The organism is Pseudomonas sp. OE 28.3 (assembly GCF_014268205.2).
Classification (GTDB): domain Bacteria; phylum Pseudomonadota; class Gammaproteobacteria; order Pseudomonadales; family Pseudomonadaceae; genus Aquipseudomonas; species Aquipseudomonas edaphica.
The window spans coordinates 808,259-834,859 of sequence record NZ_CP077082.1 but is presented as its reverse complement, the minus strand read 5'-3'; the positions used below and the strand labels follow the sequence as shown (position 1 = coordinate 834,859).

Genomic DNA, 26,601 nt, shown 5'->3' with positions numbered 1-26,601 from the left:
GGTATTCTTCCTTGAATATGAGGGTGGCCGGGCCGGCTTTGTGGGAGCTGGCTTGCCTGCGATGGCGATCTAATGGGCGACACCTTAACAAACAGGCACGCCATCGAATAGAAAGCAAAACGCCAGCACGAGGCTGGCGTTTTGCATATTCAGGTTGCGATCAGCGCGGCACGACCGGCTTGCGCGCAGGCTTGCCGCCTTTGCCCTTCGCCGCATCACTGCGTTCTTTAGCCGCCTGCTTGTTACGCGCCTGAGCTGCCGCCTTGGCTTGCTCACGCTTGTCCCACGGGTTGCTGCCATCACTGCCGCGCGGTGGCAGGCCGGTGTGCTGGGTGAGGATCCTGGTGGTGGTCTCCTTCGCAACCTTATGGCTGCCAGCCGGCGTCGAGTTCTTGCGACGGGCGCTCTGGTAGCTGTCGGTGGACGGCTGGTGCAGCGGGATCAACTGATCCTTGCCCGGCCCGATCAGGTCGGCGCGGCCCATGCGCGTCAGTGCTTCACGCAGCATCGGCCAGCCTTTCGGGTCGTGGTAGCGCAGGAAGGCCTTGTGCAGACGGCGCTGTTCCTCGCTCTTGACGATGGTCACCGCGTCGCTCTTGTAGGTGACCTTGCGCAGCGGGTTCTTGCCCGAGTGGTACATGGCGGTGGCGGTGGCCATCGGCGACGGGTAGAACGCCTGTACCTGGTCGGCGCGGAAGCCATTGCCCTTGAGCCACAGGGCCAGGTTCATCATGTCTTCATCGGTGGTGCCCGGGTGGGCGGCGATGAAGTACGGGATCAGGTACTGCTCCTTGCCCGCTTCCTTGGTGTACTTCTCGAACATGCGCTTGAACTTGTCATAGCTGCCAATGCCCGGTTTCATCATCTGGTTGAGCGGACCTTCCTCGGTGTGTTCCGGGGCGATCTTCAAGTAGCCACCGACGTGGTGGGTAACCAGTTCCTTGACGTATTCCGGCGACTCGACCGCGAGGTCGTAGCGCAGGCCGGAAGCAATCAGAATCTTCTTCACACCCGGCAACGCACGGGCGCTGCGATACAGCTGAATCAACGAAGAGTGATCGGTGTTCAGGTTCGGGCAGATGCCCGGGAACACGCATGACGGCTTGCGGCACGCGGATTCGATTTCCGGGCTCTTGCAGGCGATGCGGTACATGTTCGCGGTCGGGCCGCCGAGGTCGGAGATCACGCCGGTGAAGCCTGGCACTTTGTCGCGGATCTCTTCGATTTCGCGAATGATCGACTCTTCGGAACGGTTCTGGATGATGCGGCCTTCGTGCTCGGTGATCGAGCAGAAAGTACAGCCACCGAAGCAGCCACGCATGATGTTCACCGAGAAACGGATCATGTCGTAGGCCGGGATCTTTTCCTTGCCGTACACCGGGTGCGGGACGCGGGCGTAAGGCATGCCGAACACGTAGTCCATTTCTTCGGTAGTCATCGGAATGGGCGGCGGGTTGAACCACACGTCCACTTCACCATGCTTCTGCACCAAAGCGCGGGCGTTGCCTGGGTTGGTTTCCAGGTGCAGCACGCGGTTGGCGTGGGCGTACAGGACCGAGTCGCCACGGACTTTTTCCATGGACGGCAGACGAATGACCGTCTTGTCACGGGTCATGCGCGGGCTGGCAAGAATTTGTACGACCTTGGCTTCTTCCGGGTCTTCAACCGGGCCTTTTTCCTGCTCAATGGCGCAGGCCTGGGTGTCCTGCGTATTCACATACGGGTTGATGATCTTGTCGATCTTGCCCGGACGGTCGATACGCGTGGAGTCCACCTCGTACCAGCCTTCAGGCGTGTCACGGCGAATGAACGCGGTGCCGCGCACGTCGGTGATGTCTTCGATCTTGTGGCCCCACGACAGGCGCTGGGCAACTTCGACGATGGCCCGCTCGGCGTTGCCGTACAGCAGGATGTCGGCGCAGGCATCGATCAGGATCGAGTTGCGCACACGGTCCTGCCAGTAATCGTAGTGGGCGATGCGGCGCAGGGACGCTTCGATGCCGCCAAGTACGATCGGCACGTTCTTGTAGGCTTCCTTGCAACGCTGGCTGTACACCAGGCTGGCGCGGTCCGGGCGTTTGCCGGCCATGCCGCCTGGGGTGTAGGCGTCGTCGGAACGGATTTTCTTGTCAGCGGTGTAACGGTTGATCATCGAGTCCATGTTGCCGGCCGCGACGCCGAAGAACAGGTTCGGCTCGCCGAGCTTCATGAAGTCGTCTTTGGACTGCCAGTTCGGCTGCGCAATGATCCCGACGCGAAAGCCCTGGGACTCCAGCAGCCGGCCGATGATCGCCATGCCAAACGACGGGTGATCCACATACGCATCACCGGTGACGATGATGATGTCGCAGGAATCCCAGCCAAGCTGATCCATCTCCTCCCTGCTCATCGGCAGGAATGGCGCAGGACCGAAACATTCGGCCCAGTACTTGGGATAGTCAAATAACGGCTTGGCTGTTTGCATGACGGTGACCGGTGTTGAGATGAAAAATCGCGGGCGCGGAATATAGCACAAATTTTGACCAATTCCGACGGTAATGGTCGGAATTGTGCTGATGCAATCGAAGGCAAGCCAGCTCCCACACTCGAACGGTGAATACCTTCAAATGTGGGAGCTGGCTTGCCTGCGATGAGCATAGGTATCTACACAACTTTTAAAAGCAGCCTATTTCTCCTGTGGCGAGCAGGCTTGTCCTGCGTTGGGCTGCGAAGCAGCCCCAAAAACAGACGCTGAGTACTTTCAGCAAAATTGCCGTGCTTGTACTGGGGCCGCTTCGCAGCCCAACGCAGGACAAGCCTGCTCGCCACAACAGCCCACCTGCCACAGACTTCGTGTTAACCGGTTGTGTAGATACCTATGCTGCGATGAGGCCCTTACAGGCGCTGAAACTTACTCGTCATCGTCGAAGTTATAGCTGCCCGGCGCCAGGTTCTCGAAGCGCGTGTACTTACCGATAAACGCCAGGCGGATAAAGCCGATTGGCCCGTTCCGCTGCTTGCCGATGATGATCTCGGCAATGCCTTTGTGCTCCGTCTCGGGGTGATACACCTCGTCGCGGTACACGAACATGATCACGTCAGCATCCTGCTCGATCGCTCCGGATTCCCGCAAGTCGGAGTTCACCGGGCGCTTGTTCGGGCGTTGCTCAAGGGAACGGTTGAGCTGGGACAGCGCCACCACCGGGCAGTTGAATTCCTTGGCCAGGGCTTTGAGCGACCGGGAGATTTCGGAAATCTCGTTGGTGCGGTTGTCACCGCTGGAGCCTGGAATCTGCATCAGCTGCAGGTAGTCGATCATGATCAGGGCGATGTCGCCGTGCTCACGCACCAGCCGGCGAGTACGTGCACGCATCTCTGATGGGCTGATACCGGCGGTGTCATCGATAAACAGCTTGCGGTCGTTAAGCAAGTTGACCGCCGACGTCAGGCGCGGCCAATCGTCGTCTTCCAGGCGACCGGCTCGCACCTTGGTCTGGTCGATACGGCCAAGCGAGGAAAGCATACGCATGATCAGCGATTCACCAGGCATCTCCAGCGAGTAAACCAGTACGGCTTTGTCGCTGCGCAGCACGGCGTTTTCCACCAGGTTCATCGCAAAGGTGGTTTTACCCATGGATGGACGGCCGGCGACGATGATCAAGTCAGACGGCTGCAGGCCGCTGGTCTTCTCGTCGAGGTCGGTGTAGCCGGTGGAAATACCCGTGATGGCGTTGTCGGTGTTGAACAAGGTGTCGATGCGGTCGATGGCCTTGGTCAACAGGTCGTTGACGCTGACTGGGCCACCGGTTTTCGGCCGCGCTTCGGCGATCTGGAAGATCTGGCGTTCAGCCTCATCAAGGATCTCGGCGGCGGTGCGGCCTTCGGGGTTGAAGGCGCTGTCGGCGATTTCGGTGCTGATTCCGATCAACTGGCGCAGGGTGGCGCGCTCGCGAACGATCTGCGCATACGCCTTGATGTTGGCGACGGATGGCGTGTTTTTCGCCAGCTCACCCAGGTAGCCCAGACCGCCGACTTGGGAGGTCTGGCCTTCCTTGTCCAGCTGTTCGGCCAGGGTTACCACGTCGATCGGCGAGTTCTGGTCGGCCAGCTTGGCAATGGCGCGGAAGATCAGGCGGTGGTCATGGCGATAGAAATCACCGTCCGAGACTTGATCCAGCACGCGTTCCCAGGCGTTGTTATCCAGCATCAAGCCACCGAGCACGGCCTGTTCGGCCTCGATGGAATGCGGCGGCACCTTCAGGGCAGCGGTTTGCAGATCGTATTGCTCAGGAGCTGAAATATCGTTCATGGCCACTTGGAATTAGGGGTGTGTAGAAAAACAAAAGGCACGACCTGTAAACAGGATCGTGCCCGATGTTAACCGCCTGGCACGCGAGGTGCCAGTCAGTTAGGTGTTGCTTAAGCTGCTACCACTACAACGCGTACGGTGGCTTCAACTTCAGCGTGCAGGTGCACGGCTACGTCGAATTCGCCTACGTTGCGGATGGTGCCGTTCGGCAGACGAACTTCGCTCTTCTGCACTTCAACGCCGGAGGCGGTCAGTGCATCAGCGATGTCGTGGGTGCCGATCGAACCGAACAGCTTGCCTTCGTCACCGGCGGTGGCAGTGATAGTCACTTCCAGCTCAGCCAGTTGGGCAGCGCGAGTTTCGGCCGAAGCTTTTTTGTCTGCTGCGGCTTTTTCCAGCTCAGCACGACGCTCTTCAAACGCAGCCAGGTTGGCAGCGGTTGCAGCGGTGGCTTTGCCGTATGGCAGCAGGTAGTTACGACCGTAGCCGGCCTTAACGTTCACTTTGTCGCCCAGGTTGCCCAGGTTGGCGACTTTTTCCAGAAGGATCAGTTGCATGTGAAAATCCTCTAACTTTTAACCTTCACCGTTCGCGTTATCGGCGTCTTTCGACGCCAGACGACCGCGAAAATCAATCAGGCCGTCGACAATGGCCAAAACCACGAGTAACGGATAGATCAGCTGCATAAACAGCAACATCGTGACGTACAACCCCACCAGCCAGAACTTGGCCAGGCGCTTTCGCGCAACCAGCCCGTGAATCAGGGCCAGCCCGGCAAACACCAGCGGTACACTGCAAATCGGCGCCAGCAAGGCCATCTGTGGGCCGAAGTTCGGCCCGACAACCATGCACGCCAGCAGCAACATCGCCGGCCCCGCTGGGATTCTGATACTGCGAAATTCGCGACCAAAACCACCCGGGTTGTACAACAACGCTTGCCAATAACGCCCAACAATCAGGCTCAGCACGCTGACGACCTGCAACAATGCCGCAATCAGGCCGGTCAGGACCGGGGCAATCAGTGACGCAAACCGCGCTCGCTCATCTACCGACAATTGCTGGTAGAGATCCCCGAGGGCCATCGGCAGGATCTTGACGATCTCTTGCGACAGCGCTTCGATTTGCGGGCGGAAAGCCGCGCCAAGCATCACTGAGTACACCAACCCCAATGCCACGCTGACCAGCAGCGTGCGGACCCAGGACTCACTTGCGCGTAAAACCAACGCAAGGCTCGATGACCCCAGCAGTACCAGAAGTACCCGTGGATCACCGAATTGAAGCCACCAGATCAAGGCCGGCAACAATCCCAGGGCAAGAACGCCAAGGGCGTCCTTCAAACCGCGCCGCAGGAGCACAAGGCAACCTGCAGCAGCACCCAACCAATAAAGCAGCGGCAATGCCGCACATCCGGCCACTACCAGAGTGGCCTGCACGCGACCGCGCATGATGAACTCAGCTAAGGCGCGCATGCATTCAATCCCTTACTACTTGTCGACTGCCCGGTCTCAGCGGCCGTGGCTGTCGGTGTAGGCCAGCAGGGCCAGGAAGCGGGCGCGCTTGATAGCGGTGGCCAGCTGACGCTGATAACGTGCTTTGGTACCGGTGATACGGCTTGGAACGATTTTGCCGGTCTCGGATACGTAGGCTTTCAGAGTGTTGAGATCTTTGTAATCGATCTCTTTCACGTCTTCAGCGGTGAAGCGGCAGAATTTACGACGACGGAAGAAACGTGCCATTTGATAGGCTCCTTAAAAGGTCCGTGGATTACTCGTCAGCGTTATCGCTGTTGTCGCTGTCATCACTATCAGCGCTTTCAGCGCCTTCGTGCTCAGGACGGTCGCGACGCTCACGGCGCTCACTGCGGTTTTCTTCAGCCTTGAGCATCTCGGATTGGCCGGTAACGGCTTCTTCGCGACGGATGACCAGGTTACGGATCACTGCATCGTTGTAGCGGAAGTTGTCTTCCAGCTCGGCCAGGGCCTTGCCAGTGCACTCAACGTTCAGCATCACGTAGTGAGCCTTGTGAACATTGTTGATTGCGTAGGCCAGTTGACGACGGCCCCAATCTTCCAGACGGTGGATTTTGCCGCCGTCTTCTTCGATCAGCTTGGTGTAACGCTCAACCATGCCGCCGACTTGCTCGCTTTGATCCGGGTGGACCAAAAAGATGATTTCGTAATGACGCATGAATGCTCCTTACGGGTTGTAGCCTGCCGCTCAAAAACGGTCAGACAAGGAGTGAATGACACTTATGGATCTTGCCGCAGGGAGGCACATAGGTGCCTGCCAGGAAGGCAAGGGGCGCAATTGTAGAGAAGGGGGAGAAACGGCGCAAGGTGATTGGTGATTATTTGAACAATCTTCCAAACACCCTGAAACGACTGCGGGAGCTGAAATTCTGTGGGAGCTGGCTTGCCTGCGATGCAGGCACCTCGGTGTATCAGTGATACAGAGGTGATGCTATCGCAGGCAAGCCAGCTCCCACACAAGCCCGGCCGCACATTTTTGATCGGGTTACTTCTTGCTCTTGGCCTTGGCACCGCGCTGACGCTGGGCTTCGAACAGGCACACACCGGTGGCAACCGACACGTTGAGGCTGCTGACGCTACCGGCCATCGGCAATTTCACCAGGTAATCGCAGTGCTCGCGGGTCAGGCGACGCATGCCTTTGCCTTCGGCACCCATGATCAGGATGGTCGGACCGGTGAGGTCCTGGTCATAAATGCTGACCTCGGCCTCGCCTGCAGTGCCCACGATCCAAAGGCCGCGCTGCTGGAGTTTCTCCAGGGTACGCGCCAGGTTGGTCACGGCCACCAGTGGAATCACTTCCGCCGCGCCGCACGCGACTTTACGCACGACCGGCGTCAGGGTTGCCGACTTGTCCTTAGGCACGATCACCGCCAGCGCACCGGCAGCATCGGCCGAACGCAGGCAAGCGCCGAGGTTGTGCGGGTCGGTCACGCCGTCCAGCACCAGCAACAGCGGTGCGCCTTCTGTACGGTCGAGCAGCTCGTCGAGCATCGCTTCGCCCCAGACCTGGCTCGGGCTTACGTCCGCAACCACGCCTTGGTGAACGCCCTCGACCCACACGTCCATTTCACGGCGCTCGGCCTGGCCGATGGCAACCTTGTTTTGCGTAGCCAGCTCGACCAGCGCTTGTACACGCGGCTCGCTGCGGCCTTCGGCCAACCACACCTGCTTGACGCGTTTAGGGTGATGACGCAGCAGTGCTTCTACGGCGTGCACGCCGTAGATTTTTTCCAGACTCATGACTTGGCCTTAGGTTTGCGCGACCCGCCGCTTTTCGCGGGAGCCGAACCCGCTTTAGGCGGGCCTTTACGGTGTTTACTCGGTTTGCTCGACGGCTTTTCCGCCCCGTGGGACTTTCCCCCAGACGCCGCTTTACCACCGCTTTTGGCTTCGTTGAGCAACTGCTGCTTCAACTCACGGCTCTTGCGCACTTCAGCGTTTTTCGCCGCTGCATCGCTCGGGCGGTAGGCCTCTGGGGCCTTCTCCTTGGTGGACGAACGACGAGCGGCCTTGGCTGGCGCAGGCTCGGTAGCCGCTGCTTTCGCAGGCGCGCCCTTGCCTTTGCTGGCTGGCGCAGTCGGTTCGCTGCCACGCTTTTTACGGCCAGTCGGTGTTTCGGTCGGCTTGTCGGGCATGCCGAAGTCGATCTTGCGCTCGTCGAGGTCGACGCGCATGACCTGCACTTCCACGGTGTCGCCCAAACGGAAGCTGCGACCGGTGCGCTCGCCCGCCAGGCGGTGATGCACAGGGTCGAAGTGGTAGTAATCGCCCGGCAGCGCAGTGACGTGCACCAAGCCTTCGACGTAAATGTCGGTCAGCTCGACGAACAGGCCAAAACCCGTCACGGCAGTGATCACACCAGGGAACGACTCGCCCACGCGGTCTTTCATGAACTCGCACTTGAGCCAGTTCACTACGTCGCGGGTGGCTTCGTCGGCGCGGCGCTCGCTCATGGAGCACTGCTCGCCCAGCTGTTCCAGAGCCGCTTCGTCGTACGGATAGATCCGTGCCTTCGGAATGGTCATGGCACCGGCGCGCTTGACGTGCGGGGTGTTCTGCTTGGAGTGGATCACGCTGCGGATCGCCCGGTGCGTGAGCAGGTCCGGGTAACGACGAATCGGCGAAGTGAAGTGGGTGTACGCCTCGTAATTCAGGCCGAAGTGGCCCTGGTTATCGGCGCTGTACACCGCCTGGCTCAGAGAGCGCAGCATCACGGTCTGGATCACGTGGTAATCCGGACGGTCCTTGATGCTGGCCAGCAGCGCCTGGTAATCCTTCGGCGTCGGGCCGTCCTTGCCTTTGTGCAGGGACAGGCCAAGCTCACCGAGGAAAGCGCGCAGTTTTTCCAAACGCTCCGGCGGCGGGCCGTCGTGCACGCGGTACAGGGCAGGAATTTCGTGCTTTTTGAGGAACTCTGCGGTGGCCACGTTGGCCGCCAGCATGCACTCCTCAATCAGCTTGTGCGCATCGTTGCGCGTGGTCGGCGTAATGGCCGCGATCTTGCGCTCGGAACCGAAGACAATCCGGGTTTCCTGGGTTTCAAAGTCGATTGCGCCACGCACATGACGTGCGCCCAGCAACACCTTGTACAGCGCGTAAAGCTGCTTGAGGTGCGGCACTACGTCGGCATATTCGCCACGCAAGGCCTTGGCTTCGCTGGTCTTCGGCGCTTCCAGGATGGTGCTGACCTTGTTGTAGGTCAGGCGCGCCTGGGAGTGGATCACCGCTTCGTAGAACTGGTAGTCGGTCATTTCGCCGGTTTTGGAGATGGTCATCTCGCACACCATGGCCAAACGGTCGACTTTCGGGTTCAGGGAGCACAGGCCGTTGGACAGCTGCTCAGGCAGCATCGGGATCACGCGCTCAGGGAAGTACACGGAGTTGCCGCGCACCTGGGCTTCGTTATCCAGGGCCGAACCGATCTTCACATAGCTGGAGACGTCGGCAATCGCGACGAACAACTTCCAGCCGCCGGAGAACAGGCGCAGCTTGCCAGGCTTGGCTTCGCAATAGACCGCATCGTCGAAGTCGCGGGCATCTTCGCCGTCGATGGTGACGAACGGCAGATGGCGCAGGTCGATGCGTTTTTCCTTGTCTTTCTCTTCCACTTCCGGCTTGAGCTTGGCGGCTTCCTTGAGCACAGCCTCGGGCCAGACGTGAGGAATATCGTAGGTGCGCAGCGCAACGTCGATTTCCATGCCCGGCGCCATGTAGTTGCCGACCACTTCAACAATATCGCCCTGTGGCTGGAAGCGCGCGGTTGGCCAGTGGGTGATTTTCACCTCGACGAACTGGCCGACCTTGGCGGCGCCATTGCGACCCGGGGTGATCAGCACTTCCTGCTGGACCTTCGGGTTATCCGGCACTACAAAGCCGATGCCGCCTTCTTCGAAGTAACGGCCAACGATGGACTCGTGGGCACGGGACACCACTTCGACGATCACGCCTTCACGGCGACCACGACGGTCCAGGCCGGAAACGCGGGCCAGGGCACGGTCGCCGTCGAATACCAGGCGCATTTGCGCCGGGCTCATGAACAGGTCGTCGCTGCCGTCATCCGGGATCAGGAAGCCGAAGCCATCCCGATGGCCGGCGATGCGGCCCAGGATCAAGTCGAGCTTATCCACAGGCGCATAGGTGCCACGACGGGTGTAGATCAGTTGAGCATCGCGCTCCATGGCACGCAAACGGCGGCGCAGGGCTTCGAGCTGGTCTTCGGTGGTCAGACCGAACTCTTCAACCAACTGCTCGCGGCTAGCAGGCGAACCACGATCGGCGAGATGCGCCAGGATCAGTTCGCGGCTAGGAATAGGGTTTTCATATTTTTCCGCTTCACGAGCGGCCTCGGGATCGAGGGACTGCCAATCGGCCATTAGAGAGTTTTCACCTTGTCTATATGCGGGTTAGTTTGGCATACGCGTATTGAAACGGGAAATTTCAGGTGTCAACAAGCGTTTAAAAGGCCTTTGCAGCCCTCGGAAAGCGCCTTGAATGACCATTGGCGAAATTTTCCGGGCTTTTTTCATCGCAGGGCTTTACAGCTCAAAATCGCCTCCGTATAGTGCGCGCCATCGACGACGGCAACGTTGTTGATGCTGCCCAGGTGGTGAAATTGGTAGACACGCCAGCTTCAGGTGCTGGTGATCGCAAGGTCGTGGAAGTTCGAGTCTTCTCCTGGGCACCAAATTCAGATTAAACCCGCGAAAGCGGGTTTTTTCGTTTCAGGCCTCTGATTTTTAACAAGAATATTGAATTATATTTTTGATATCAGGGGTTTACAGATTAAAAAGCGCTCCGTATAGTTCGCTCCATCAACAGCGCAAGCGTTGTTGATAATGCCCAGGTGGTGAAATTGGTAGACACGCCAGCTTCAGGTGCTGGTGATCGCAAGGTCGTGGAAGTTCGAGTCTTCTCCTGGGCACCAAATTCAGATCAAACCCGCGAAAGCGGGTTTTTTCGTTTCCGGGGTTTGAAAACTTCCCCAAGGATTCTCCCCTCATCCGCACTTGAGAAGTTTTATCGTTTATCCTTGCAATGATTTGTTGCATACAAGCGAGGAACACTTCGGATGATGATCCGCGATAACCGTCTCAAGACATCCCTTCTGCGTGGCCTGACCCTCACCCTGCTTGGCTTGACGCTGCTCTCGCCCACCGCCTACTCCGCCGACAAGGTGTCCCTGACCCTGTACAACGGCCAGCACAAAGAAGTCGGCGATGAACTCGCCAAGGCCTTCGAAGCCAAGACCGGCATTCACGTCAACGTGCGCAAAGGCAGCAGCAACCAGCTCGCCAGCCAGGTCGTGGAAGAAGGCGAGCGCTCCCCTGCCGATGTGATCTACACAGAAGAATCGCCGCCGCTGAACAAACTCGGCGAGCAAGGCCTGCTGGCCAAGATTGATGCGAGCACGCTGGACGTATTGCCCAAGGATTACGTCGGCAGCAACGGTGACTGGATGGGCGTGACCGCTCGTACCCGCGTCGTGGCCTTTAACCCCAAACTGATCGCCGAAAAAGACCTGCCCAAATCGGTACTCGATTTCGCTGGCCCCGAGTGGCAAGGCAAAGTCGGCTTCGTGCCCACCAGTGGCGCATTTCAGGAGCAGGCCGTGGCGATTATCAAGCTGCACGGTCGCGAAGCTGCTGAAGAATGGCTGACCGGCCTGCGCGCCTTCGGCAAGGTGTACAGCAACAATATGGTCGCGCTCAAGGCCGTGGAAAACGGCGAAGTGGCCACCGTGCTGGTGAACAACTACTACTGGTTCGCCCTGAAGAAAGAAAAAACCAACCTGGATTCTCAGCTGCATTACTTCACCGATGGCGATGTGGGCGGCCTGATCACCGTGTCCTCGGCGGCGGCGCTCAAATCCAGCAAGCACCCCAAAGAAGCCCAGCAACTCCTGGCATTCATGGCCAGTGAAGAAGGCCAGCGCGTCATCACCAATACCTCGGCCGAATACCCGCTGCGCAAGGGCATGCAATCCAATCGCGGCCTCAAGCCGTTCAGCGAGCTGCAACCGCCGAAAGTCACCCCGGCAGACCTTGGCAACGCCGAAGAAGCCCTGGACCTGGAACGTGACGTTGGCTTGAACTGATGAACCCATCGCTACCCGCCGGGGTATTCACCCCCCGGCGCAAACGCCCGCCGATCTGGCTGTTGTTACCCGTGCTGTTTCTGGTTGGCCTGAGCCTGCTGCCGCTGGTATATGTCGGGACCAAGGCCTGGCAGGCCGGCTGGGCGGAGGCGGTGCACCTGCTGTGGCGGCCGTATGTGTTCGGGCTGTTGCGCAACACCTTGGCTTTGATGGTTGGGGTGACGGTGGCTTGCGGCGTGATCGGCCTGTCACTGGCGTGGCTACTGGAGCGCAGCAACCTGCCGGGGCGACGCATCTGGGGAGTAATCCTGTGCCTGCCGTTTGCGGTACCGGCCTTTGTCAGCAGCTTTACCTGGGTCTCGCTGAGCGCCAACTTCGAAGGGCTTGGCGGGGCAATACTGGTGATGACCCTGTCCAAGTACCCACTGGTGTTTCTGCCGGTGGCGGCGACATTGCGCAATCTTGATCCATCCCTTGAAGAGTCGGCCCGCACGCTGGGACTGAATCGCTGGGGCGTTTTTTTCCGAATTACACTGCCGTTGCTCTGGCCCTCGCTGCTGGCCGGAGCCCTGCTGATCGCGCTGCATATGCTGGTGGAATTCGGCGCGCTGTCGATCATCGGCCTGCAAACCTTTACCACCGCGATCTACCAACAGTTCGAACTGGAATTCAGCAACGCCAATGCCGCGATGCTCTCGGCGGTGCTGCTGGTGATGTGCCTGACGCTGCTGTGGCTGGAGCTGCGGGTGCGCGGCAAAGGCCGGCATGTGCGCATCGGCCAGGGCGCGGCGCGGCATGCTGAACAGGTCAAGCTGGGCAAATGGTCGACCGTGGGCCAGCTGTACTGCCTGGCGCTGGCCATCATTGGCAGCGGCATTCCGCTGGGGATGCTCGCTTACTGGCTGGCAGTGGGCTCATCGGCGGCATTCCCGGTGGCCGAAATTGGTGAGGCGCTGCTGTCCTCTCTGGCACTGTCGTTGGGCGGCGCTGCACTTTGCCTGGTATTAGCTGTACCGGTGGGGCTGCTGGTGGTGCGCTACAAAGGCCAGTTGGCGATTTGGGCTGAGCGCCTGCCTTATCTGCTGCATGCCCTGCCAGGGTTGGTGATTGCGCTGACACTGGTGTATTTCGCCCTGCACTATGTGCCGGCGCTGTATCAGACCTCGGCGCTGCTGCTGATTGCTTATGCGCTGTTGTTTTTGCCGCTCGCTCAGGCGCCGATTCGAACCGCACTGAACAAAGCTGCGCCGCAATTGGAAGAGGCGGCACGCACGCTGGGCTCCTCGTCGTTCAGCGCGTTTTGCCGGGTGACCTTGCCGATTATTTTCCCGGCCTTGGGGGCGGCGTTCGCGTTGGTGTTTCTGGATGCGATGAAGGAGCTGACGGCGACTTTGCTCCTCAGCCCAACGGGGCTGAATACCCTGGCGACTGCCGTGTGGGCGCATACCTCGAATGTTGAGTTTGCGGCGGCGGCGCCGTATGCGGCGCTGTTGATTCTGGTGTCGGGGTTGCCGGTGTATCTGCTGACGACGCGGATGTATTTGAGCCGCTGAGACCGCTATCGCAGGCAAGCCAGCTCCCACATTCGATTGCATTCCAACGCTGGAACTCGGTCAAATGTGGGAGCTGGCTTGCCTGCGATGAGGCCGGCGCAGACGACGCTAAGCCCGAAACTGCCCCAAACTCGCCTTCAACTGCGCTGCCAACCCATCCAGCACCTTGCCACTGGCCGTCGTCTCCACCACCGCCTGCGCGGCCCGCTCGGCCTGGGCGTGGATCACCTCGACCCGGCCACGCACCGCATGCGCGCCCTGGGCCTGGTGCTCGGCCGCACGCGTCGCCAGGCCAATCGCCGCATGCACTTGCTCCACCGAAGCCTGCACCGACTGTTGCAAGCGCACACTGTCGCGCAGCACCAACAACCCTTCATTCGCCTGGCGCCCGGCCTTGCCGATGGTTTCCACCGCTTCCCGTGCGCCCTGCTGCAACGCCACGATATGCGCCTGGATATCCCCAGTGGAGCTTTGGGTTTTACTCGCCAGCGCCCGCACTTCGTCCGCCACCACCGCAAAACCTCGCCCGGTCTCACCGGCACGCGCCGCTTCAATCGCCGCATTCAGGGCCAGCAGGTTGGTCTGCTCGGCAATCCCGTGAATCACCGTCAACACCACTTCGATCTGCTCGCTTTGCTGCGCCAACCGCTCGATCACCTGGGAACCGGCCTGCACTTGCCCCGCCAGCGCTTCGATCAGGCTGCCGACCTCAGCCGAGGTCCGTGAGTTTTCGTCCGTGGCCTGGCGAATACCCACCACCTGCTGCAACGCTGCCTGCATTGCATGGCTTTCGGCCTGGGCCTCATCGGCCATTTGCGACAGAGCGCGCAAGCTTTCGGCAACTTCGTCGCGCTGCAAACCGGCCGCCTTGTCAGCCCCGGCATTGCGCAAGGTCATGGCGCCGATTTCGACGCCGGTGCGCTGTGCCACATCGCCGGCCTCACGCACGATTGGCTGCAACTTATCCACAAAGCGATTGACCGCCGAGGCCATGTCGCCGATTTCGTCCTTGCTATTGATCTGCACACGCTTGGTGAGGTCGCCCTCGCCCGCCGCCAGGTCGTCCATAGCGGCAATCAACAACTTCAGCCGATTGACCACACGGCGCCCCAGCACGATGGCGATCAGCAGTAATACGCCAAACCCGACAATGGCGAGCCCCAGGCCGATGCGCCAGCGCAACGCTCCCGCAGCGTCCTGTACGGCGCCGCTGGTGTTGGCGGTCATCTGGGTGGCAGTGGCTTGCGCCGATTGCAGGCGCGCGCCCATGGCCGCTGCGCTGTCGGCGGCGGCGCCTTTGAGGCTGTCACCGACCAACTGATCACTGCTCGCGATCAGTGCGGCAAAACGCTTGTCCAGCGCCGCCAGGTCGGCCTCTACGGCTTTGGTCGAGACGCCCATGCGGACTTTGCCGATCTCCGTGCCGTTGGGGCTGATGGACGCCTCGACGTAGAACACCGAAGGGTCGTTTTTAGCCGCATCCAGGACCTTATCCAAGGCTCGGTCGCCCTTGCCCTTGTCGAGCAGTGCCTGGTTGATCGGGTTTTCGCGATTGAGGTAACGGGTCAGGTGCTCGCCAGCGGCGTCGTCATACACCACGAACAACACGTTGGGATTACGCTGGGCGCGCCGGGCGAACTCCGACAATGTCGGCACGTCGCTGTCCCACATGGCGCGGGGCGCCACCGACGCCAGCAGTTGGGCCATGTCATTGGCCGAGTCCTGCAGGTCTTTTTCCAGGGTCGCACGCAGTTGCTTCTGCTCCTCTTGCAGGCGCGTGGAAAGCCCTGCGGTCAGGCGCTGGCGCGTGCTCGAAGACAAGCTGTCCAGGCTCGAGGTGACTTCCTTGCCGGCTTGCGCCAGCTCGCCAGACAGTTTCTGGCTGTCGGCACCCAGGCGGCTGCTTAAATCCGCTTCCAACGCCGTCACGGTGCTTCGCGTCAGGGCAACGGCCACCAGCACTTGCACCAAAAGAGCGATACCTAGGGTAACGAACACCGGCCGCAACAGCCGGCTTTGTAACAATGAGAGAACGGCAGACACGGTAAATCCCTCCACCACGGGTGCCATTAATTTGATAGCACCGCGAAAGAAAGAACCGTAGCAAGGGTCGTGCCGATTGCCAGCCAGCCACAAAAAAGGGCTCCCGAAGGAGCCCTTTGCTTTTTACATCAACAGCTTATTAAGCGAACGGGTGACGCAGAACGATGGTCTCGTTGCGGTCCGGGCCTGTCGAAATAATGTCGATCGGCGCGCCGATCAGCTCTTCAACACGCTTGATGTAGGCACGAGCATTGGCCGGCAGTTCTTCCAGGGTTTTGGCGCCCACGGTCGATTCGGTCCAGCCCGGCACTTCTTCGTACACAGGCTGCAGGCCTACGTAGCTGTCAGCGTCGGTCGGTGCAACATCCTTGCCTTCGGCATCTTTGTAGCCGATGCAGATGTTGATGGTTTCCAGGCCGTCGAGAACGTCCAGCTTGGTCAGGCAGATGCCCGAGATGCTGTTCACATCGATAGCGCGGCGCAGGATAACGGCGTCGAACCAGCCGCAACGACGGGCGCGGCCAGTGGTAGCACCGAACTCGTGACCTTGCTTGGCCAGGTGCGCGCCGACTGCGTCGAACAGCTCAGTCGGAAACGGGCCCGAACCCACGCGCGTGGTGTAAGCCTTGGTGATGCCCAGGATGTAGTCCAGGAACATCGGGCCAACGCCCGAACCGGTCGCAACGCCACCCGCGGTGGTGTTGGAGCTGGTCACGTACGGATAGGTGCCGTGATCGATGTCCAGCAACGAACCCTGGGCGCCTTCGAACATGATGTCTTTGCCGGCGCGACGCAGGTCGTGCAGCTCGGCGGTCACGTCCAGCATCAGCGGCTTGAGCAGCTCAGCGTATTCCTTGCACTCAGCCAGAGTCTTTTCGAACTCGATGGCCGGCTCTTTGTAGTAACCCACCAGCATGAAGTTGTGGTAATCCACCAGTTCACGCAGCTTGTCTTCAAAGCGCGGCATGTTGAGCAGGTCGCCCACACGCAGGCCACGACGTGCAACCTTGTCTTCGTAAGCCGGGCCAATGCCGCGACCGGTGGTGCCGATCTTCAGCTCGCCACGCGCCTTTTCACGGGCCTGGTCCAGCGCAACGTGGAAGGACAGGATCAGCGGGCAGGACGGGCTGATACGCAGGCGCTCGCGCACCGGTACGCCTTTCTCTTCCAGCTTGGTGATCTCACGCAGCAGGGCGTCAGGTGCAACCACAACACCGTTGCCGATCAGGCACTGCACGCCTTCGCGCAGCACGCCCGACGGGATCAGGTGCAAAACGGTTTTTTCGCCATCGATGACCAGGGTGTGGCCAGCGTTGTGGCCACCTTGGTAGCGCACTACGGCGGCAGCATGTTCGGTCAGCAGATCAACGATCTTGCCTTTGCCCTCATCACCCCATTGGGTGCCCAGGACTACGACATTCTTACCCATAACACTTGTCCTCATTCGCGCAAACTTGGTGCCGGCGATGGCCGGCAGGAAAACTCAAGAAGCCAGTGGCGATACTTGCCAAAGCCCGTTCTGCAGAATCAATTGCCGGTCGCAGTCCGCTTCACGGGCGGCGGCCAATGGCTGCCCAGGCAAAGCCTGGACAACACGCTGACCCTCACTGCGCAACTGGCAAACCTGCTGCCAGAGTGCTGCGTCCGTACTGTCGGGCATCCAGATGCCACCAGACGGCAGCTCGACCTCAGCACGCCCCAGGGTCACCAGGGTTTTCAAATCGGTAGAAAAGCCAGTCGCCGGACGTGCGCGACCGAAGTCAGCGCCGATATCGTCATAACGACCGCCCTGGGCGATGGCCTGGCCAACACCCGGCACAAAAACGGCAAACACCACACCGGTGTGGTAGTGATAGCCGCGCAACTCACCCAGGTCGAAATACAGCGGCAACTCGGGGAAGCGCGCCGACAACTGCTCGGCAATCGCAAACACATCATCCAGTGCAGCCAATACCGGCGCCGGCGCATTGGCCAGGCGCTCACGGGCAGCCACCAGCACTTCACGGCCACCGCACAGGTTCACCAGTGCGCGCAGCATGTCGGCCAGGTCCGCAGGCACGCCTGCAGTCAGGGCGATGACTTCATCGATCGCCTTGCGCTGCAAGGCATCGAACAACTGTTGCTCCACTTCACCGGACAAACCAGCCGCACGGGCCAGACCACGGTAGATACCAACGTGGCCCAGGTCCATGTGTACATCCGGCACATCGGCCAGTTGCAGCATGGCCAGCATCAGGCTGATCACTTCAACGTCGCTGCTCGGGCTGGCATCACCGTACAACTCGGCGCCCAACTGGATCGGGCTGCGCGAAGACGACAATGCACGCGGCTGAGCATGCAGCACGCTGCCTGCGTAGCACAGGCGGCTCGGGCCTTCGCGGCGCAGGGTGTGCGCATCGATGCGCGCCACCTGCGGCGTGATGTCGGCACGGAAACCCATTTGCCGGCCCGATTGCGGGTCGATGACCTTGAAGGTGCGCAGATCCAGGTCCTGGCCCGCGCCGGTCAGCAGGGATTCCAGGTACTCGATATGGGGGGTCACGACAAACTCGTAACCCCAGCTCTGGAACAGATCCAACACCTGGCGACGCGCTACTTCAATGCGCGCAGCTTCTGGTGGCAGTACTTCTTCGATGCCATCTGGCAGCAGCCAGCGGTCTACCGTTGCCATTACGCCATTCCCCTATGATCCGGGCGGCCAGCCCTCGGCCGAGCCTTGAGTGAAGCAGAAAATACCCACGCTTTGCATAATCCACGCGCAAGAGCGACGTGACGAACGGCCTGCCAGCGGCCTCGTCGGGCACTTTCCTCGAAAAACCTGTGGCGCCTGCCGAATCAAACATGCAGACGCAAAAAAGCCGGGAATTTCCCGGCTGCCGCATCATACACCCGTTTTCTGAAAGGATCACCCCGCCAGGCATTTTAGCCGCCCGACGGAGTGCGCCCTAAGGTCACAGGCTTGGTTACTTGGACTTTTCCAGGTAGCGGAAGAAGTCGCTGCTTGGGTCCAGCACCATGACGTCGGTTTTGTTCGCGAAGCTTTCACGGTAGGCACGCAGGCTACGGTAGAACGCGTAGAACTCCTGGTCCTGGCCGTAAGCCTTGGCGTAGATCGCCGCAGCTTGAGCGTCGCCGTCACCACGAGCCTCTTCAGACTCGCGATAAGCCTCTGCCAGCAGTACACGGCGCTGACGGTCGGCATCCGCACGGATACCTTCAGCCAACTCGTTACCTTTGGCGCGATGCTCACGGGCTTCACGCTCACGCTCGGTGCTCATACGCTCGAACACGCTGCGGTTCACTTCCTTCGGCAGGTCGATAGCCTTGACCCGGACATCAACCACTTCAATGCCCAACTCTTTTTCTGCCATCGTGTTCAGCGAACGGGTGATGTCAGCCATCAGCGCATCACGTTCACCGGATACCACCTCGTGCAGGGTGCGTTTACCAAACTGGTCACGCAGGCCCGATTCCAGACGGCGCGACAAACGCTCGTCGGCAATCTGCTTGAGGCCGGAGGTCGCGGTGTAGAAGCGCTCGGCATCCTTGACGCGCCACTTGGCGTAGGCGTCAACCATCACGGCTTTCTTTTCCAGGGTGAGGAAGCGTTGTGTCGGTGCATCCAGGGTCATCAGGCGGCCGTCGAACTTGCGCACCTGGTTCACGTAGGGGACTTTCACATGCAGGCCCGGCTGGACATCCGCCTGCACCACACGACCGAATTGCAGCAACACCGCGCGCTCGGTCTGAGACACGATGTAGAAGCAGTTCCAGGCAGCGATGACCACGACGACGCCCACAATCAGGGCGGTCAGCGATTTATTGCTCATCAACGACTCTCCCTGGTACGTGTTTGCTGTTGCAGCAAGTCAGCGGCCGCACGGGCGCTCGCTTCGTTGGCAGCGGCATTCGAGCTGCTGGACGGTGCGCTGGTGCCGCTACGACCACCTTCGATCATCTTGTCCAGCGGCAGGTACAGCAGGTTGTTCTGCCCACCTTTGCTGCCGGTCACGAGAACCTTGCTGGTGTTGCTGAAAACTTCCTGCATGGTGTCCAGGTACAGACGCTCACGCGTGACTTCCGGAGCCTTGCGGTACTCGGCAACCAGTTTGGTGAAGCGATCCGCCTCACCCTTGGCGCGGGAGACCACTTCGTCGCGGTAACCGTTGGCATCTTCAAGGATACGCTGGGCCTGACCACGGGCTTCCGGTACGACACCGTTGGCGTAGGTTTCAGCCTGGTTGCGCGAACGCTGCTCGTCTTCACGGGCGCGGATCACGTCATCAAAGGCTTCCTGCACTTCGCGCGGTGCAGCTGCGCTCTGTACGTTCACCTGAGTGACGGTGATGCCGGTGCGGTAGGTATCGAGGAACCGCTGCAGGCGCTCCTTGATCTCGCTGGCCATCAATTCACGACCTTCGGTCAGCACCTGGTCCATGGCGGTGGAACCCACCACATGGCGCAGGGCACTTTCGGTTGCGTGTTGCAGGCTGATTTCCGGCTGATCAACGTTCAGCACGAAGTCCTGCAGGTTGCTGATCTTGTACTGCACGGTCAGTGGCACTTCGACGATGTTCTCGTCTTCGGTCAGCATCTGGCCCTGCTTGGTGTAGGCACGCTCACGCGTGACGTTCTCCATGTACTTCTTGTCGATCGGCGGGAAATAGATGTTCAGGCCTGGCCCGACAGTCTCGTAGTACTTGCCGAAGCGCAGCACAACAGCCTGCTCCTGCTCGTCCACCACGTACACGGCGCTGTACAGCCACACGGCTGCGAGCACGACAAGCCCGAGGCCCAGCAGGCCATAGCCGCCGCCCTTGCTTGTGCGACCGCCGTCGTCACCACCACCACGTTTTTTTCCACCACCGAACAACCCATTCAGGCTTTCCTGCAGCTTTCGGAAGGCCTCGTCGAGATCTGGTGGCCCCTTGCGGTCGCCATTATTGCGGCGTTTACCACCCCAAGGATCCTGATTATTCGAGTTGCCACCCGGCTCATTCCAAGCCATAGCGCTCTCCATCTGATAAAGCAAAGACGCACCCACGGCGCGCCGACCAATGCTACAGAATGCCTGCTACTGCGGCACAACCGCTTTCGGAGGCTTTTATTGCAAAGTGTGTTGTTCGATGAACTCTGTCGGTACCACACCTTCACGGCTGACCAGCCGATTCAGCTCCGAGCGCGGCAATCGAACGGCCAGCAAGCTGACACCTTCTTCGTCGTATTCTTCTTTCTGTACGGCGCCCAGTTCGAAAAACTGTGCACGCAGTCGAGCAAAACGTTGCGGCAAGCGCAAGGTGCCGACAAACAAATCGCTGCCCAGCAGTTCGGCAATCGCTTGTTCAAGCAACTCCAGACCACTGCCATCGCGCGCCGACAGCCATACCCGCTGGGGCTTGCCGTCTTCATCGCGCTGGATTTGCGGCTCAACGCCCTCAAGCAAATCGAGTTTGTTATAGACCTCGAGGATCGGCAAGTCTTGTGCACCAATCTCCCCCAGCACCACCATCACTTGCTCGATCTGCAACATGCGATCCGGTTCGGCCGCATCGATCACGTGCAACAGCAGGTCGGAATTGCTCGACTCTTCGAGCGTAGACCGAAATGCCTCGACCAGCTTGTGGGGCAAATGACGAATGAAACCTACTGTGTCGGCCAGGACAATCGGCCCCAGGTCGTCGATATCCAAACGGCGCAAGGTCGGGTCAAGGGTGGCGAACAGTTGGTCGGCCGCGTAAACGTCCGATTTCGTCACGTTGTTGAACAGCGTGGATTTGCCGGCGTTGGTATAGCCCACCAGGGACACGGTAGGGATATCCGCACGCGAGCGGCCACGGCGTGATTGTTCGCGCTGGCTGCGTACTTTTTCCAGGCGGCCCTTGATCTGGCGCAGGCGCACCCGCAGCAGACGGCGGTCGGTTTCCAGCTGGGTTTCACCCGGGCCGCGCATGCCGATGCCACCACCCTGGCGTTCAAGGTGAGTCCAGCCGCGTACCAACCGGGTGCTCATGTGGTCAAGCTGGGCCAGTTCTACCTGGAGCTTGCCTTCATGGGTACGGGCGCGCTGGGCGAAAATATCGAGAATCAGACCGGTGCGGTCGATCACGCGACACTCGAAAACACGTTCGAGGTTACGTTCCTGACTGGGCGTGAGGGTGTGATTGAAGATCACCAGATCGGCTTCTTCGGCGTGAACCAGGTCGCGCAGCTCCTCGACCTTGCCGCTGCCTATCAGGTATTTGGCGGTTGGCCGATGACGCGGTACGTTAAAAAACGCAACGGTCTCGGCGCCGGCCGAATTTGCCAACTCCTGAAACTCCTGCGGATCTTCGCGCGCCTCAGGGTCCTGTCCATCCAAGTGAACGAGGATTACTCGCTCACCACCACCGTGGCGCTCAAAGAACAAAGGAGACTCCTATCAGGCGTTACCTGGCTCAGCGTCACCCTGTTCATCACCTGCTGCGCTAGGCAGACGGATTGGACGAACTGGAACGACTGTCGAGATAGCGTGCTTGTAAACCATCTGGCTGACGGTGTTTTTCAGCAGGATCACGAACTGGTCGAACGACTCGATCGTGCCTTGCAGCTTGATACCGTTAACCAGGTAGATGGAAACCCCAACTTTCTCTTTACGTAAAGTATTCAAGTAAGGGTCTTGTAGCGAATGCCCTTTTGACATGTGCCGCACTCCTTTAAGGATCAATAATAAAATTCGGAAAATAGATAGCTTATGGCCGTCACACCCCCAAGGATAGACGGCAATTGCAAGGACTCAGCTCAATATGGAGACCGATCCCAAGTATTTCAAGGCGCGTGACAGATTGTCGCTGTCCAGGCTGTCCAACCAGTGCAACTCGCTCCAGCTGCGCAGCCAGGTGAACTGGCGCTTCGCCAATTGGCGCGTGGCAATGATGCCGCGCTCCTGCATTTCGGCTGACGTCAGCTTGCCATCCAGGTGTTCCCAGACTTGGCGGTAGCCTACAGCACGTATCGAAGGCAACCCGGCATGCAGGTCACCTCTGGAACGCAGTGCTACGACCTCGTCCACAAACCCCTGTTCCAACATAATTGTGAATCTTTGTGCAATTCGTTCATGCAACACCTGGCGATTTGCCGGAGCAATGGCCAGATTCGCCACAGTATAGGGCAATTGTGACCGTCCAGATGCGCCTGCATCAGCACTTTGCGCAGTTTGTTTCAGCCTGTGTTCAGTCATGGTCTGGCCGCTCACCCGCCAGACTTCCAGGGCGCGACTGAGGCGCTGGGGGTCATTGGGGTGAATGCGCGCAGCGGAAACCGGGTCGACTGCCGCCAACTGGTCGTGCAGGGCTTGCCAGCCAAGGCGTGCAGCCTCTTCTTCAATTTCGCCACGCACCTGGGCGTCGGCCGCAGGCATATCCGCCAAGCCTTCCTGCAAAGCCTTGTAATAGAGCATCGTACCGCCCACCAGCAGCGGAATATTGCCCCGCGCGGTGATCTCGGCCATGGCGGCCAGGGCATCGGCACGGAAATCGGCGGCGGAATAGCTCTCGGCCGGGTCGATGATGTCAATCAACCGGTGCGGATACTGTGCCAACAGTTCTTTTGAAGGCTTGGCCGTGCCGATGTCCATGTCCCGGTAAACCAGGGCAGAGTCGACGCTGATCAGCTCGCAAGGCAGCACTTTGGTCAGCTCGATGGCCAGGTCGGTCTTGCCGGCGGCCGTAGGGCCCATCAGGAAGATGGCGGGGGGCAAGGCACTCATCAACGGCCGCGCAAGAACAGTTTGTCCAAGTCGTCCAGGCCCATTTGGGTCCAGGTCGGTCGGCCATGGTTGCATTGCCCGCTGCGCTCGGTGTTTTCCATGTCGCGCAGCAAACCGTTCATTTCCGGCAACGCCAGGCGGCGGTTGGCGCGGATTGCACCGTGGCAGGCCATGGTACCGAGCAGTTCGTTGATATGTGCCTGGATGCGATCGCTGGTGCCGTATTCCATCAGGTCGGCCAGCACGTCGGCGACCAGGCGGTTGGCTTCGGCTTGCTTGAGCAAGGCGGGAATCTGGCGAATAGCCAGGGTTTCCGGACCCAGGCGTTGCAGTTCGAAGCCCAGCTTCTGGAACACGCCGTGGTGCTCCTCGGCGCAATCGGCTTCACGCTGGCTCACCGCCAGGGATTCCGGCACCAACAACGGCTGGCCGCTCAGACCTTCACTGGCCATGGCGATCTTCAAGCGCTCGTACATGATCCGTTCGTGGGCGGCATGCATGTCCACCAGTACCAGGCCGTGGGCGTTTTCGGACAGGATATAAATGCCCTTGAGCTGCGCCAGCGCATAACCCAAAGGCGGAATATCACCGCCGCCCTCAGGCAATGCCACAGCGCCCGGCTCGGCCCCCGGCAGCGGTGCAAAAAATTCGCGATAGGCCGCCTGGGCCTCGGCTACCGGCACAGTCGACTGCGGGCGTGGCGTGTATTGGTACTGATAACCCGCGCCCGCACCGGACCCTGGCGCGGTGTAGGAAGGCTGCGGCTGCGGCGATTGCAGCAGGTTGGCCGCCAGGCTCATTTCGCCCTGAGGCCCGAACTCGCCAGCCTCCGGACCGCTCGGCCTTACCGCCGCCGTCACAATCGGCGCTGACAACTGATCATCCGGGCGCACATCGCCCAAGGCGCGGTGCAACGTGCCGTAGAGGAAGTCATGCACCATGCGCCCGTCACGGAAGCGCACTTCGTGCTTGGTCGGGTGCACGTTGACGTCGACCACCGACGGGTCGACTTCAAAGAACAGCACAAACGTCGGGTGCCGCCCGTTGAACAGCACATCGCGATACGCCTGGCGCACCGCGTGGGCCACCAGTTTGTCGCGTACCGCACGGCCATTCACAAAGAAATACTGCAAATCCGCCTGGCTGCGGGAGAAGGTCGGCAAACCGACCCAGCCCCACAGGCGCAAGCCATTGCGCTCGATTTCAATCGGCAGCGCCTGCTCAAGGAAGCCTGCGCCGCAGATCGCCGAGACCCGCCGAGCGCGCGCGGCGTCGTCATGGGCTTCGTGCAGGCTGAGGATGGTTTTGCCGTTGTGGCGTAAATGGAACGCCACATCAAAACGCGCCAACGCCAGGCGCTTGATGACTTCTTGCAGGTGATCGAATTCGGTTTTTTCAGCCTTGAGGAACTTGCGTCGCGCGGGCGTGTTGAAAAACAGGTCGCGAACTTCAACCGACGTCCCCACCGGGTGCGCGGCCGGCTGCACACGAGGCGCCATGTCACGGCCTTCGGTTTCCACCTGCCAGGCTTGCTCGGCGCTGCGGGTGCGCGAAGTCAGGGTCAGGCGTGCTACGGAGCTGATAGAGGCCAATGCCTCACCGCGAAAACCCAGGCTCATTACCCGCTCAAGGTCTTCAAGGTCGCGAATCTTGCTGGTGGCGTGACGAGCCAGGGCCAGCGGCAGGTCATCCGAGGAAATCCCGCTGCCGTCGTCGCGAACCCGCAGCAGCTTGACGCCGCCCTGCTCCACATCGACATCAATGCGCTTGGCACCGGAGTCGATACTGTTTTCCAGCAATTCCTTGATCACCGACGCCGGGCGCTCAACCACCTCACCCGCAGCAATCTGGTTGGCGAGGCGCGGGCTGAGCAGTTCAATGCGCGAGCCACTGTTCAATAAGGAGTCGCTCATTACTGCGCCGCCAATTCAGTGCCAGGGATGGTCAACACCTGACCGACTTTCAATTCATCGGTCTTCAGGTTGTTGGCGCTGCGCAAGGTCGCGGCAGATACCTGGAAACGCACGGCCAGCATGGCCAGCGTGTCGCCGGGTTGCACGCGATGGTCACGCGGGCCTTGGGCGATTTTGCCGGAATCACGCAGCCAGGCAATGTAGGTACCCGGCGGCGGGTTCTGCTGGAAGAACTGGCGAATACCCGCGCTGATCGAACGCGCCAGCGCCTGCTGGTGATTGGCGCTGGCCAGCTTCGAGGCTTCGTTGGAGTTGGAGATAAACCCGGTTTCCACCAGGATCGACGGGATATCCGGCGACTTCAACACCATAAACCCAGCCTGCTCCACGCGCTGTTTGTGCAGGGACGTCACGCGGCCAATATTGCTGAGGACTTTTTGGCCGACGTTCAAGCTGGACGTCAGCGAAGCGGTCATCGACAGGTCGAGCAGTACACCGGCGAGCATTTTGTCCTTGTCGTCGAGGGACACGTTGCCGGCCCCGCCGATCAGGTCGGAACGGTTTTCACTGTCGGCCAGCCAGCGTGCGGTCTCGGACGTGGCGCCACGATCCGACAAGGCAAATACCGAGGCACCGAAGGCAGCGGTTGATGGCGCGGCGTCGGCATGGATCGACACAAACAGGTCTGCACCCTTCTTGCGGGCGATTTCGGTACGGCCACGCAGCGGGATGAAGTAGTCGCCGGTACGGGTCAGCTCGGCGCGATAGCCTTTCATGCCATTAACCTGGCGCTGCAGTTCACGGGCGATGGCCAGTACCACATCTTTTTCATGCTGGCCGCGCGAGCCGGAGGCGCCCGGGTCTTCCCCGCCGTGGCCGGCGTCGATCACCACAATAATGTCGCGCTTGCCCGCAGGCGCAGGTGGTGGCGGCGGCAACTTGACCTGCGGCTGCGACGGGTTGACCGGCACGGCCGGAACAGTCGCAACGCTTGGGGTTGGCGCAGGCGGCGGTGCAGCGTCGGCGGCGTTGTCGAACAGGTCGACCACCAACCGATTGCCGTATTGGGCATTAGGCGCCAGCACAAAGCTTTTCGGGGTCACGGCCTTTTTCAGGTCGATGACCACACGCAGGTCCGTCGGCGTGCGCTGGGCCGAGCGCATCGCGGTGATCGGGGTATTGGCGGTTGAGACTTTCAGCGGCGCGCCGAGGGTGGCGCCGTTGATGTCGATCACCAGGCGATCGGGCGCCGTCAGGGTAAAGACGCTGTGCTGGACCGGGCCAGACAGGTCGAACACCAGTCGCGTGTTATCCGGCGCTCGCCACAGGCGAACACTTTTCACCTGTGAAGCAGCCAGAGCATTGAAAGTCATTGCCGCAAGCAACACCCCTACGACAGCAACCATCGCGCGAAAGCGCATACCTAACCCCACCAA

General features: G+C 60.3%; 20 protein-coding genes and 2 tRNA genes. 4 read left to right on the top strand and 18 right to left on the bottom strand.

Going from position 1 to position 26,601, the window contains the following annotated elements:
- Positions 1–160: 160 nt before the first annotated feature.
- The 8 genes from HU759_RS03595 to rnr form a co-directional block, all read right to left on the bottom strand.
- On the bottom strand, positions 161–2,464 hold the full coding sequence (locus HU759_RS03595; RefSeq protein WP_017138450.1) for a YgiQ family radical SAM protein: 2,304 nt from the start codon (positions 2,462–2,464) through the stop codon (positions 161–163).
- A 426-nt stretch (positions 2,465–2,890) separates the two neighbouring features.
- The gene (dnaB, locus tag HU759_RS03590) at positions 2,891–4,288 is read right to left on the bottom strand and encodes a replicative DNA helicase (protein WP_017138451.1); all 1,398 of its coding nucleotides are present in this window, start codon (positions 4,286–4,288) and stop codon (positions 2,891–2,893) included.
- A gap of 110 nt (positions 4,289–4,398) precedes the next feature.
- Positions 4,399–4,845, bottom strand: a complete 447-nt coding sequence (rplI, locus tag HU759_RS03585; protein WP_003171376.1) for a 50S ribosomal protein L9 — start codon at positions 4,843–4,845, stop codon at positions 4,399–4,401.
- Positions 4,846–4,863: 18 nt separating this feature from the next.
- Positions 4,864–5,757: a hypothetical protein gene (locus HU759_RS03580; RefSeq protein WP_099548099.1), complete on the bottom strand. Its 894-nt coding sequence runs from the start codon at positions 5,755–5,757 to the stop codon at positions 4,864–4,866.
- A 36-nt stretch (positions 5,758–5,793) separates the two neighbouring features.
- On the bottom strand, positions 5,794–6,024 hold the full coding sequence (gene rpsR, locus HU759_RS03575; protein WP_002551829.1) for a 30S ribosomal protein S18: 231 nt from the start codon (positions 6,022–6,024) through the stop codon (positions 5,794–5,796).
- Positions 6,025–6,052: 28 nt separating this feature from the next.
- Complete coding sequence (gene rpsF / locus HU759_RS03570; RefSeq protein WP_003217491.1) at positions 6,053–6,475, bottom strand: 30S ribosomal protein S6; 423 nt, start codon at positions 6,473–6,475, stop codon at positions 6,053–6,055.
- 327 nt (positions 6,476–6,802) lie between these two features.
- Entirely contained in the window at positions 6,803–7,558 is a 756-nt protein-coding gene (gene rlmB / locus HU759_RS03565; RefSeq protein ID WP_017138453.1) for a 23S rRNA (guanosine(2251)-2'-O)-methyltransferase RlmB, read from the bottom strand.
- Complete coding sequence (rnr, locus tag HU759_RS03560; RefSeq protein WP_017138454.1) at positions 7,555–10,191, bottom strand: ribonuclease R; 2,637 nt, start codon at positions 10,189–10,191, stop codon at positions 7,555–7,557. Before rnr ends, rlmB begins: the two co-directional genes overlap by 4 nt.
- Before the next feature lie 224 nt (positions 10,192–10,415).
- Between rnr and HU759_RS03555 the strand changes: the two genes are divergently transcribed.
- From HU759_RS03555 to HU759_RS03540, 4 genes are all read left to right on the top strand, one after another.
- A tRNA-Leu gene (locus tag HU759_RS03555) sits at positions 10,416–10,502 on the top strand.
- A 153-nt stretch (positions 10,503–10,655) separates the two neighbouring features.
- Positions 10,656–10,742: transfer RNA gene (locus HU759_RS03550), tRNA-Leu, on the top strand.
- A 144-nt stretch (positions 10,743–10,886) separates the two neighbouring features.
- Positions 10,887–11,912 carry an extracellular solute-binding protein gene (locus HU759_RS03545; RefSeq protein WP_138449479.1) on the top strand — a complete coding sequence of 342 codons (1,026 nt, stop codon included), beginning with the start codon at positions 10,887–10,889 and terminating at the stop codon, positions 11,910–11,912.
- Positions 11,912–13,465, top strand: coding sequence for an iron ABC transporter permease (locus tag HU759_RS03540; RefSeq protein WP_170039131.1), 1,554 nt, complete (start codon positions 11,912–11,914; stop codon positions 13,463–13,465). The genes HU759_RS03545 and HU759_RS03540 overlap by 1 nt, the downstream gene beginning before the upstream one ends.
- A 108-nt stretch (positions 13,466–13,573) precedes the next feature.
- Here the strand turns inward: HU759_RS03540 and HU759_RS03535 are convergent, their stop codons facing one another.
- The 10 genes from HU759_RS03535 to HU759_RS03490 all read right to left on the bottom strand — a co-directional run bounded on the left by HU759_RS03535 (position 13,574) and on the right by HU759_RS03490 (position 26,586).
- A complete protein-coding gene (locus tag HU759_RS03535) occupies positions 13,574–15,508 on the bottom strand; it encodes a methyl-accepting chemotaxis protein (protein WP_099548095.1) in 1,935 nt (644 codons plus the stop codon).
- A 139-nt stretch (positions 15,509–15,647) separates the two neighbouring features.
- On the bottom strand, positions 15,648–16,937 hold the full coding sequence (locus tag HU759_RS03530) for an adenylosuccinate synthase (RefSeq protein ID WP_017138458.1): 1,290 nt from the start codon (positions 16,935–16,937) through the stop codon (positions 15,648–15,650).
- Positions 16,938–16,991: 54 nt separating this feature from the next.
- Positions 16,992–18,179, bottom strand: coding sequence for an ATP phosphoribosyltransferase regulatory subunit (locus HU759_RS03525; protein ID WP_017138459.1), 1,188 nt, complete (start codon positions 18,177–18,179; stop codon positions 16,992–16,994).
- A 292-nt stretch (positions 18,180–18,471) separates the two neighbouring features.
- Positions 18,472–19,338, bottom strand: a complete 867-nt coding sequence (hflC, locus tag HU759_RS03520; protein ID WP_017138460.1) for a protease modulator HflC — start codon at positions 19,336–19,338, stop codon at positions 18,472–18,474.
- Complete coding sequence (hflK, locus tag HU759_RS03515; RefSeq protein ID WP_017138461.1) at positions 19,338–20,516, bottom strand: FtsH protease activity modulator HflK; 1,179 nt, start codon at positions 20,514–20,516, stop codon at positions 19,338–19,340. The genes hflC and hflK overlap by 1 nt, the downstream gene beginning before the upstream one ends.
- Positions 20,517–20,612: 96 nt before the next feature.
- Positions 20,613–21,914, bottom strand: a complete 1,302-nt coding sequence (hflX, locus tag HU759_RS03510; RefSeq protein WP_017138462.1) for a ribosome rescue GTPase HflX — start codon at positions 21,912–21,914, stop codon at positions 20,613–20,615.
- 12 nt (positions 21,915–21,926) lie between these two features.
- Entirely contained in the window at positions 21,927–22,187 is a 261-nt protein-coding gene (gene hfq, locus HU759_RS03505) for an RNA chaperone Hfq (RefSeq protein WP_003188059.1), read from the bottom strand.
- Positions 22,188–22,280: 93 nt separating this feature from the next.
- Complete coding sequence (miaA, locus tag HU759_RS03500; RefSeq protein WP_169986533.1) at positions 22,281–23,252, bottom strand: tRNA (adenosine(37)-N6)-dimethylallyltransferase MiaA; 972 nt, start codon at positions 23,250–23,252, stop codon at positions 22,281–22,283.
- Complete coding sequence (gene mutL, locus HU759_RS03495; RefSeq protein ID WP_170039143.1) at positions 23,252–25,150, bottom strand: DNA mismatch repair endonuclease MutL; 1,899 nt, start codon at positions 25,148–25,150, stop codon at positions 23,252–23,254. The genes miaA and mutL overlap by 1 nt, the downstream gene beginning before the upstream one ends.
- A gap of 14 nt (positions 25,151–25,164) precedes the next feature.
- Complete coding sequence (locus tag HU759_RS03490; protein ID WP_017138465.1) at positions 25,165–26,586, bottom strand: N-acetylmuramoyl-L-alanine amidase; 1,422 nt, start codon at positions 26,584–26,586, stop codon at positions 25,165–25,167.
- Positions 26,587–26,601 lie beyond the last annotated feature (15 nt).

Bases quoted from the DNA above. Each gene is read 5' to 3' on its own strand.
- rpsR (WP_002551829.1), bottom strand. From the start codon at position 6,024: ATGGCACGTTTCTTCCGTCGTCGTAAATTCTGCCGCTTCACCGCTGAA.
- HU759_RS03580 (WP_099548099.1), bottom strand. From the start codon at position 5,757: ATGCGCGCCTTAGCTGAGTTCATCATGCGCGGTCGCGTGCAGGCCACT.
- rpsF (WP_003217491.1), bottom strand. From the start codon at position 6,475: ATGCGTCATTACGAAATCATCTTTTTGGTCCACCCGGATCAAAGCGAG.
- HU759_RS03545 (WP_138449479.1), top strand. From the start codon at position 10,887: ATGATGATCCGCGATAACCGTCTCAAGACATCCCTTCTGCGTGGCCTG.
- HU759_RS03595 (WP_017138450.1), bottom strand. From the start codon at position 2,464: ATGCAAACAGCCAAGCCGTTATTTGACTATCCCAAGTACTGGGCCGAA.
- dnaB (WP_017138451.1), bottom strand. From the start codon at position 4,288: ATGAACGATATTTCAGCTCCTGAGCAATACGATCTGCAAACCGCTGCC.
- HU759_RS03490 (WP_017138465.1), bottom strand. From the start codon at position 26,586: ATGCGCTTTCGCGCGATGGTTGCTGTCGTAGGGGTGTTGCTTGCGGCA.
- rlmB (WP_017138453.1), bottom strand. From the start codon at position 7,558: ATGAGTCTGGAAAAAATCTACGGCGTGCACGCCGTAGAAGCACTGCTG.
- rnr (WP_017138454.1), bottom strand. From the start codon at position 10,191: ATGGCCGATTGGCAGTCCCTCGATCCCGAGGCCGCTCGTGAAGCGGAA.
- hfq (WP_003188059.1), bottom strand. From the start codon at position 22,187: ATGTCAAAAGGGCATTCGCTACAAGACCCTTACTTGAATACTTTACGT.
- HU759_RS03540 (WP_170039131.1), top strand. From the start codon at position 11,912: ATGAACCCATCGCTACCCGCCGGGGTATTCACCCCCCGGCGCAAACGC.
- rplI (WP_003171376.1), bottom strand. From the start codon at position 4,845: ATGCAACTGATCCTTCTGGAAAAAGTCGCCAACCTGGGCAACCTGGGC.
- HU759_RS03530 (WP_017138458.1), bottom strand. From the start codon at position 16,937: ATGGGTAAGAATGTCGTAGTCCTGGGCACCCAATGGGGTGATGAGGGC.
- miaA (WP_169986533.1), bottom strand. From the start codon at position 23,252: ATGAGTGCCTTGCCCCCCGCCATCTTCCTGATGGGCCCTACGGCCGCC.
- hflC (WP_017138460.1), bottom strand. From the start codon at position 19,338: ATGAGCAATAAATCGCTGACCGCCCTGATTGTGGGCGTCGTCGTGGTC.
- HU759_RS03525 (WP_017138459.1), bottom strand. From the start codon at position 18,179: ATGGCAACGGTAGACCGCTGGCTGCTGCCAGATGGCATCGAAGAAGTA.
- hflK (WP_017138461.1), bottom strand. From the start codon at position 20,516: ATGGCTTGGAATGAGCCGGGTGGCAACTCGAATAATCAGGATCCTTGG.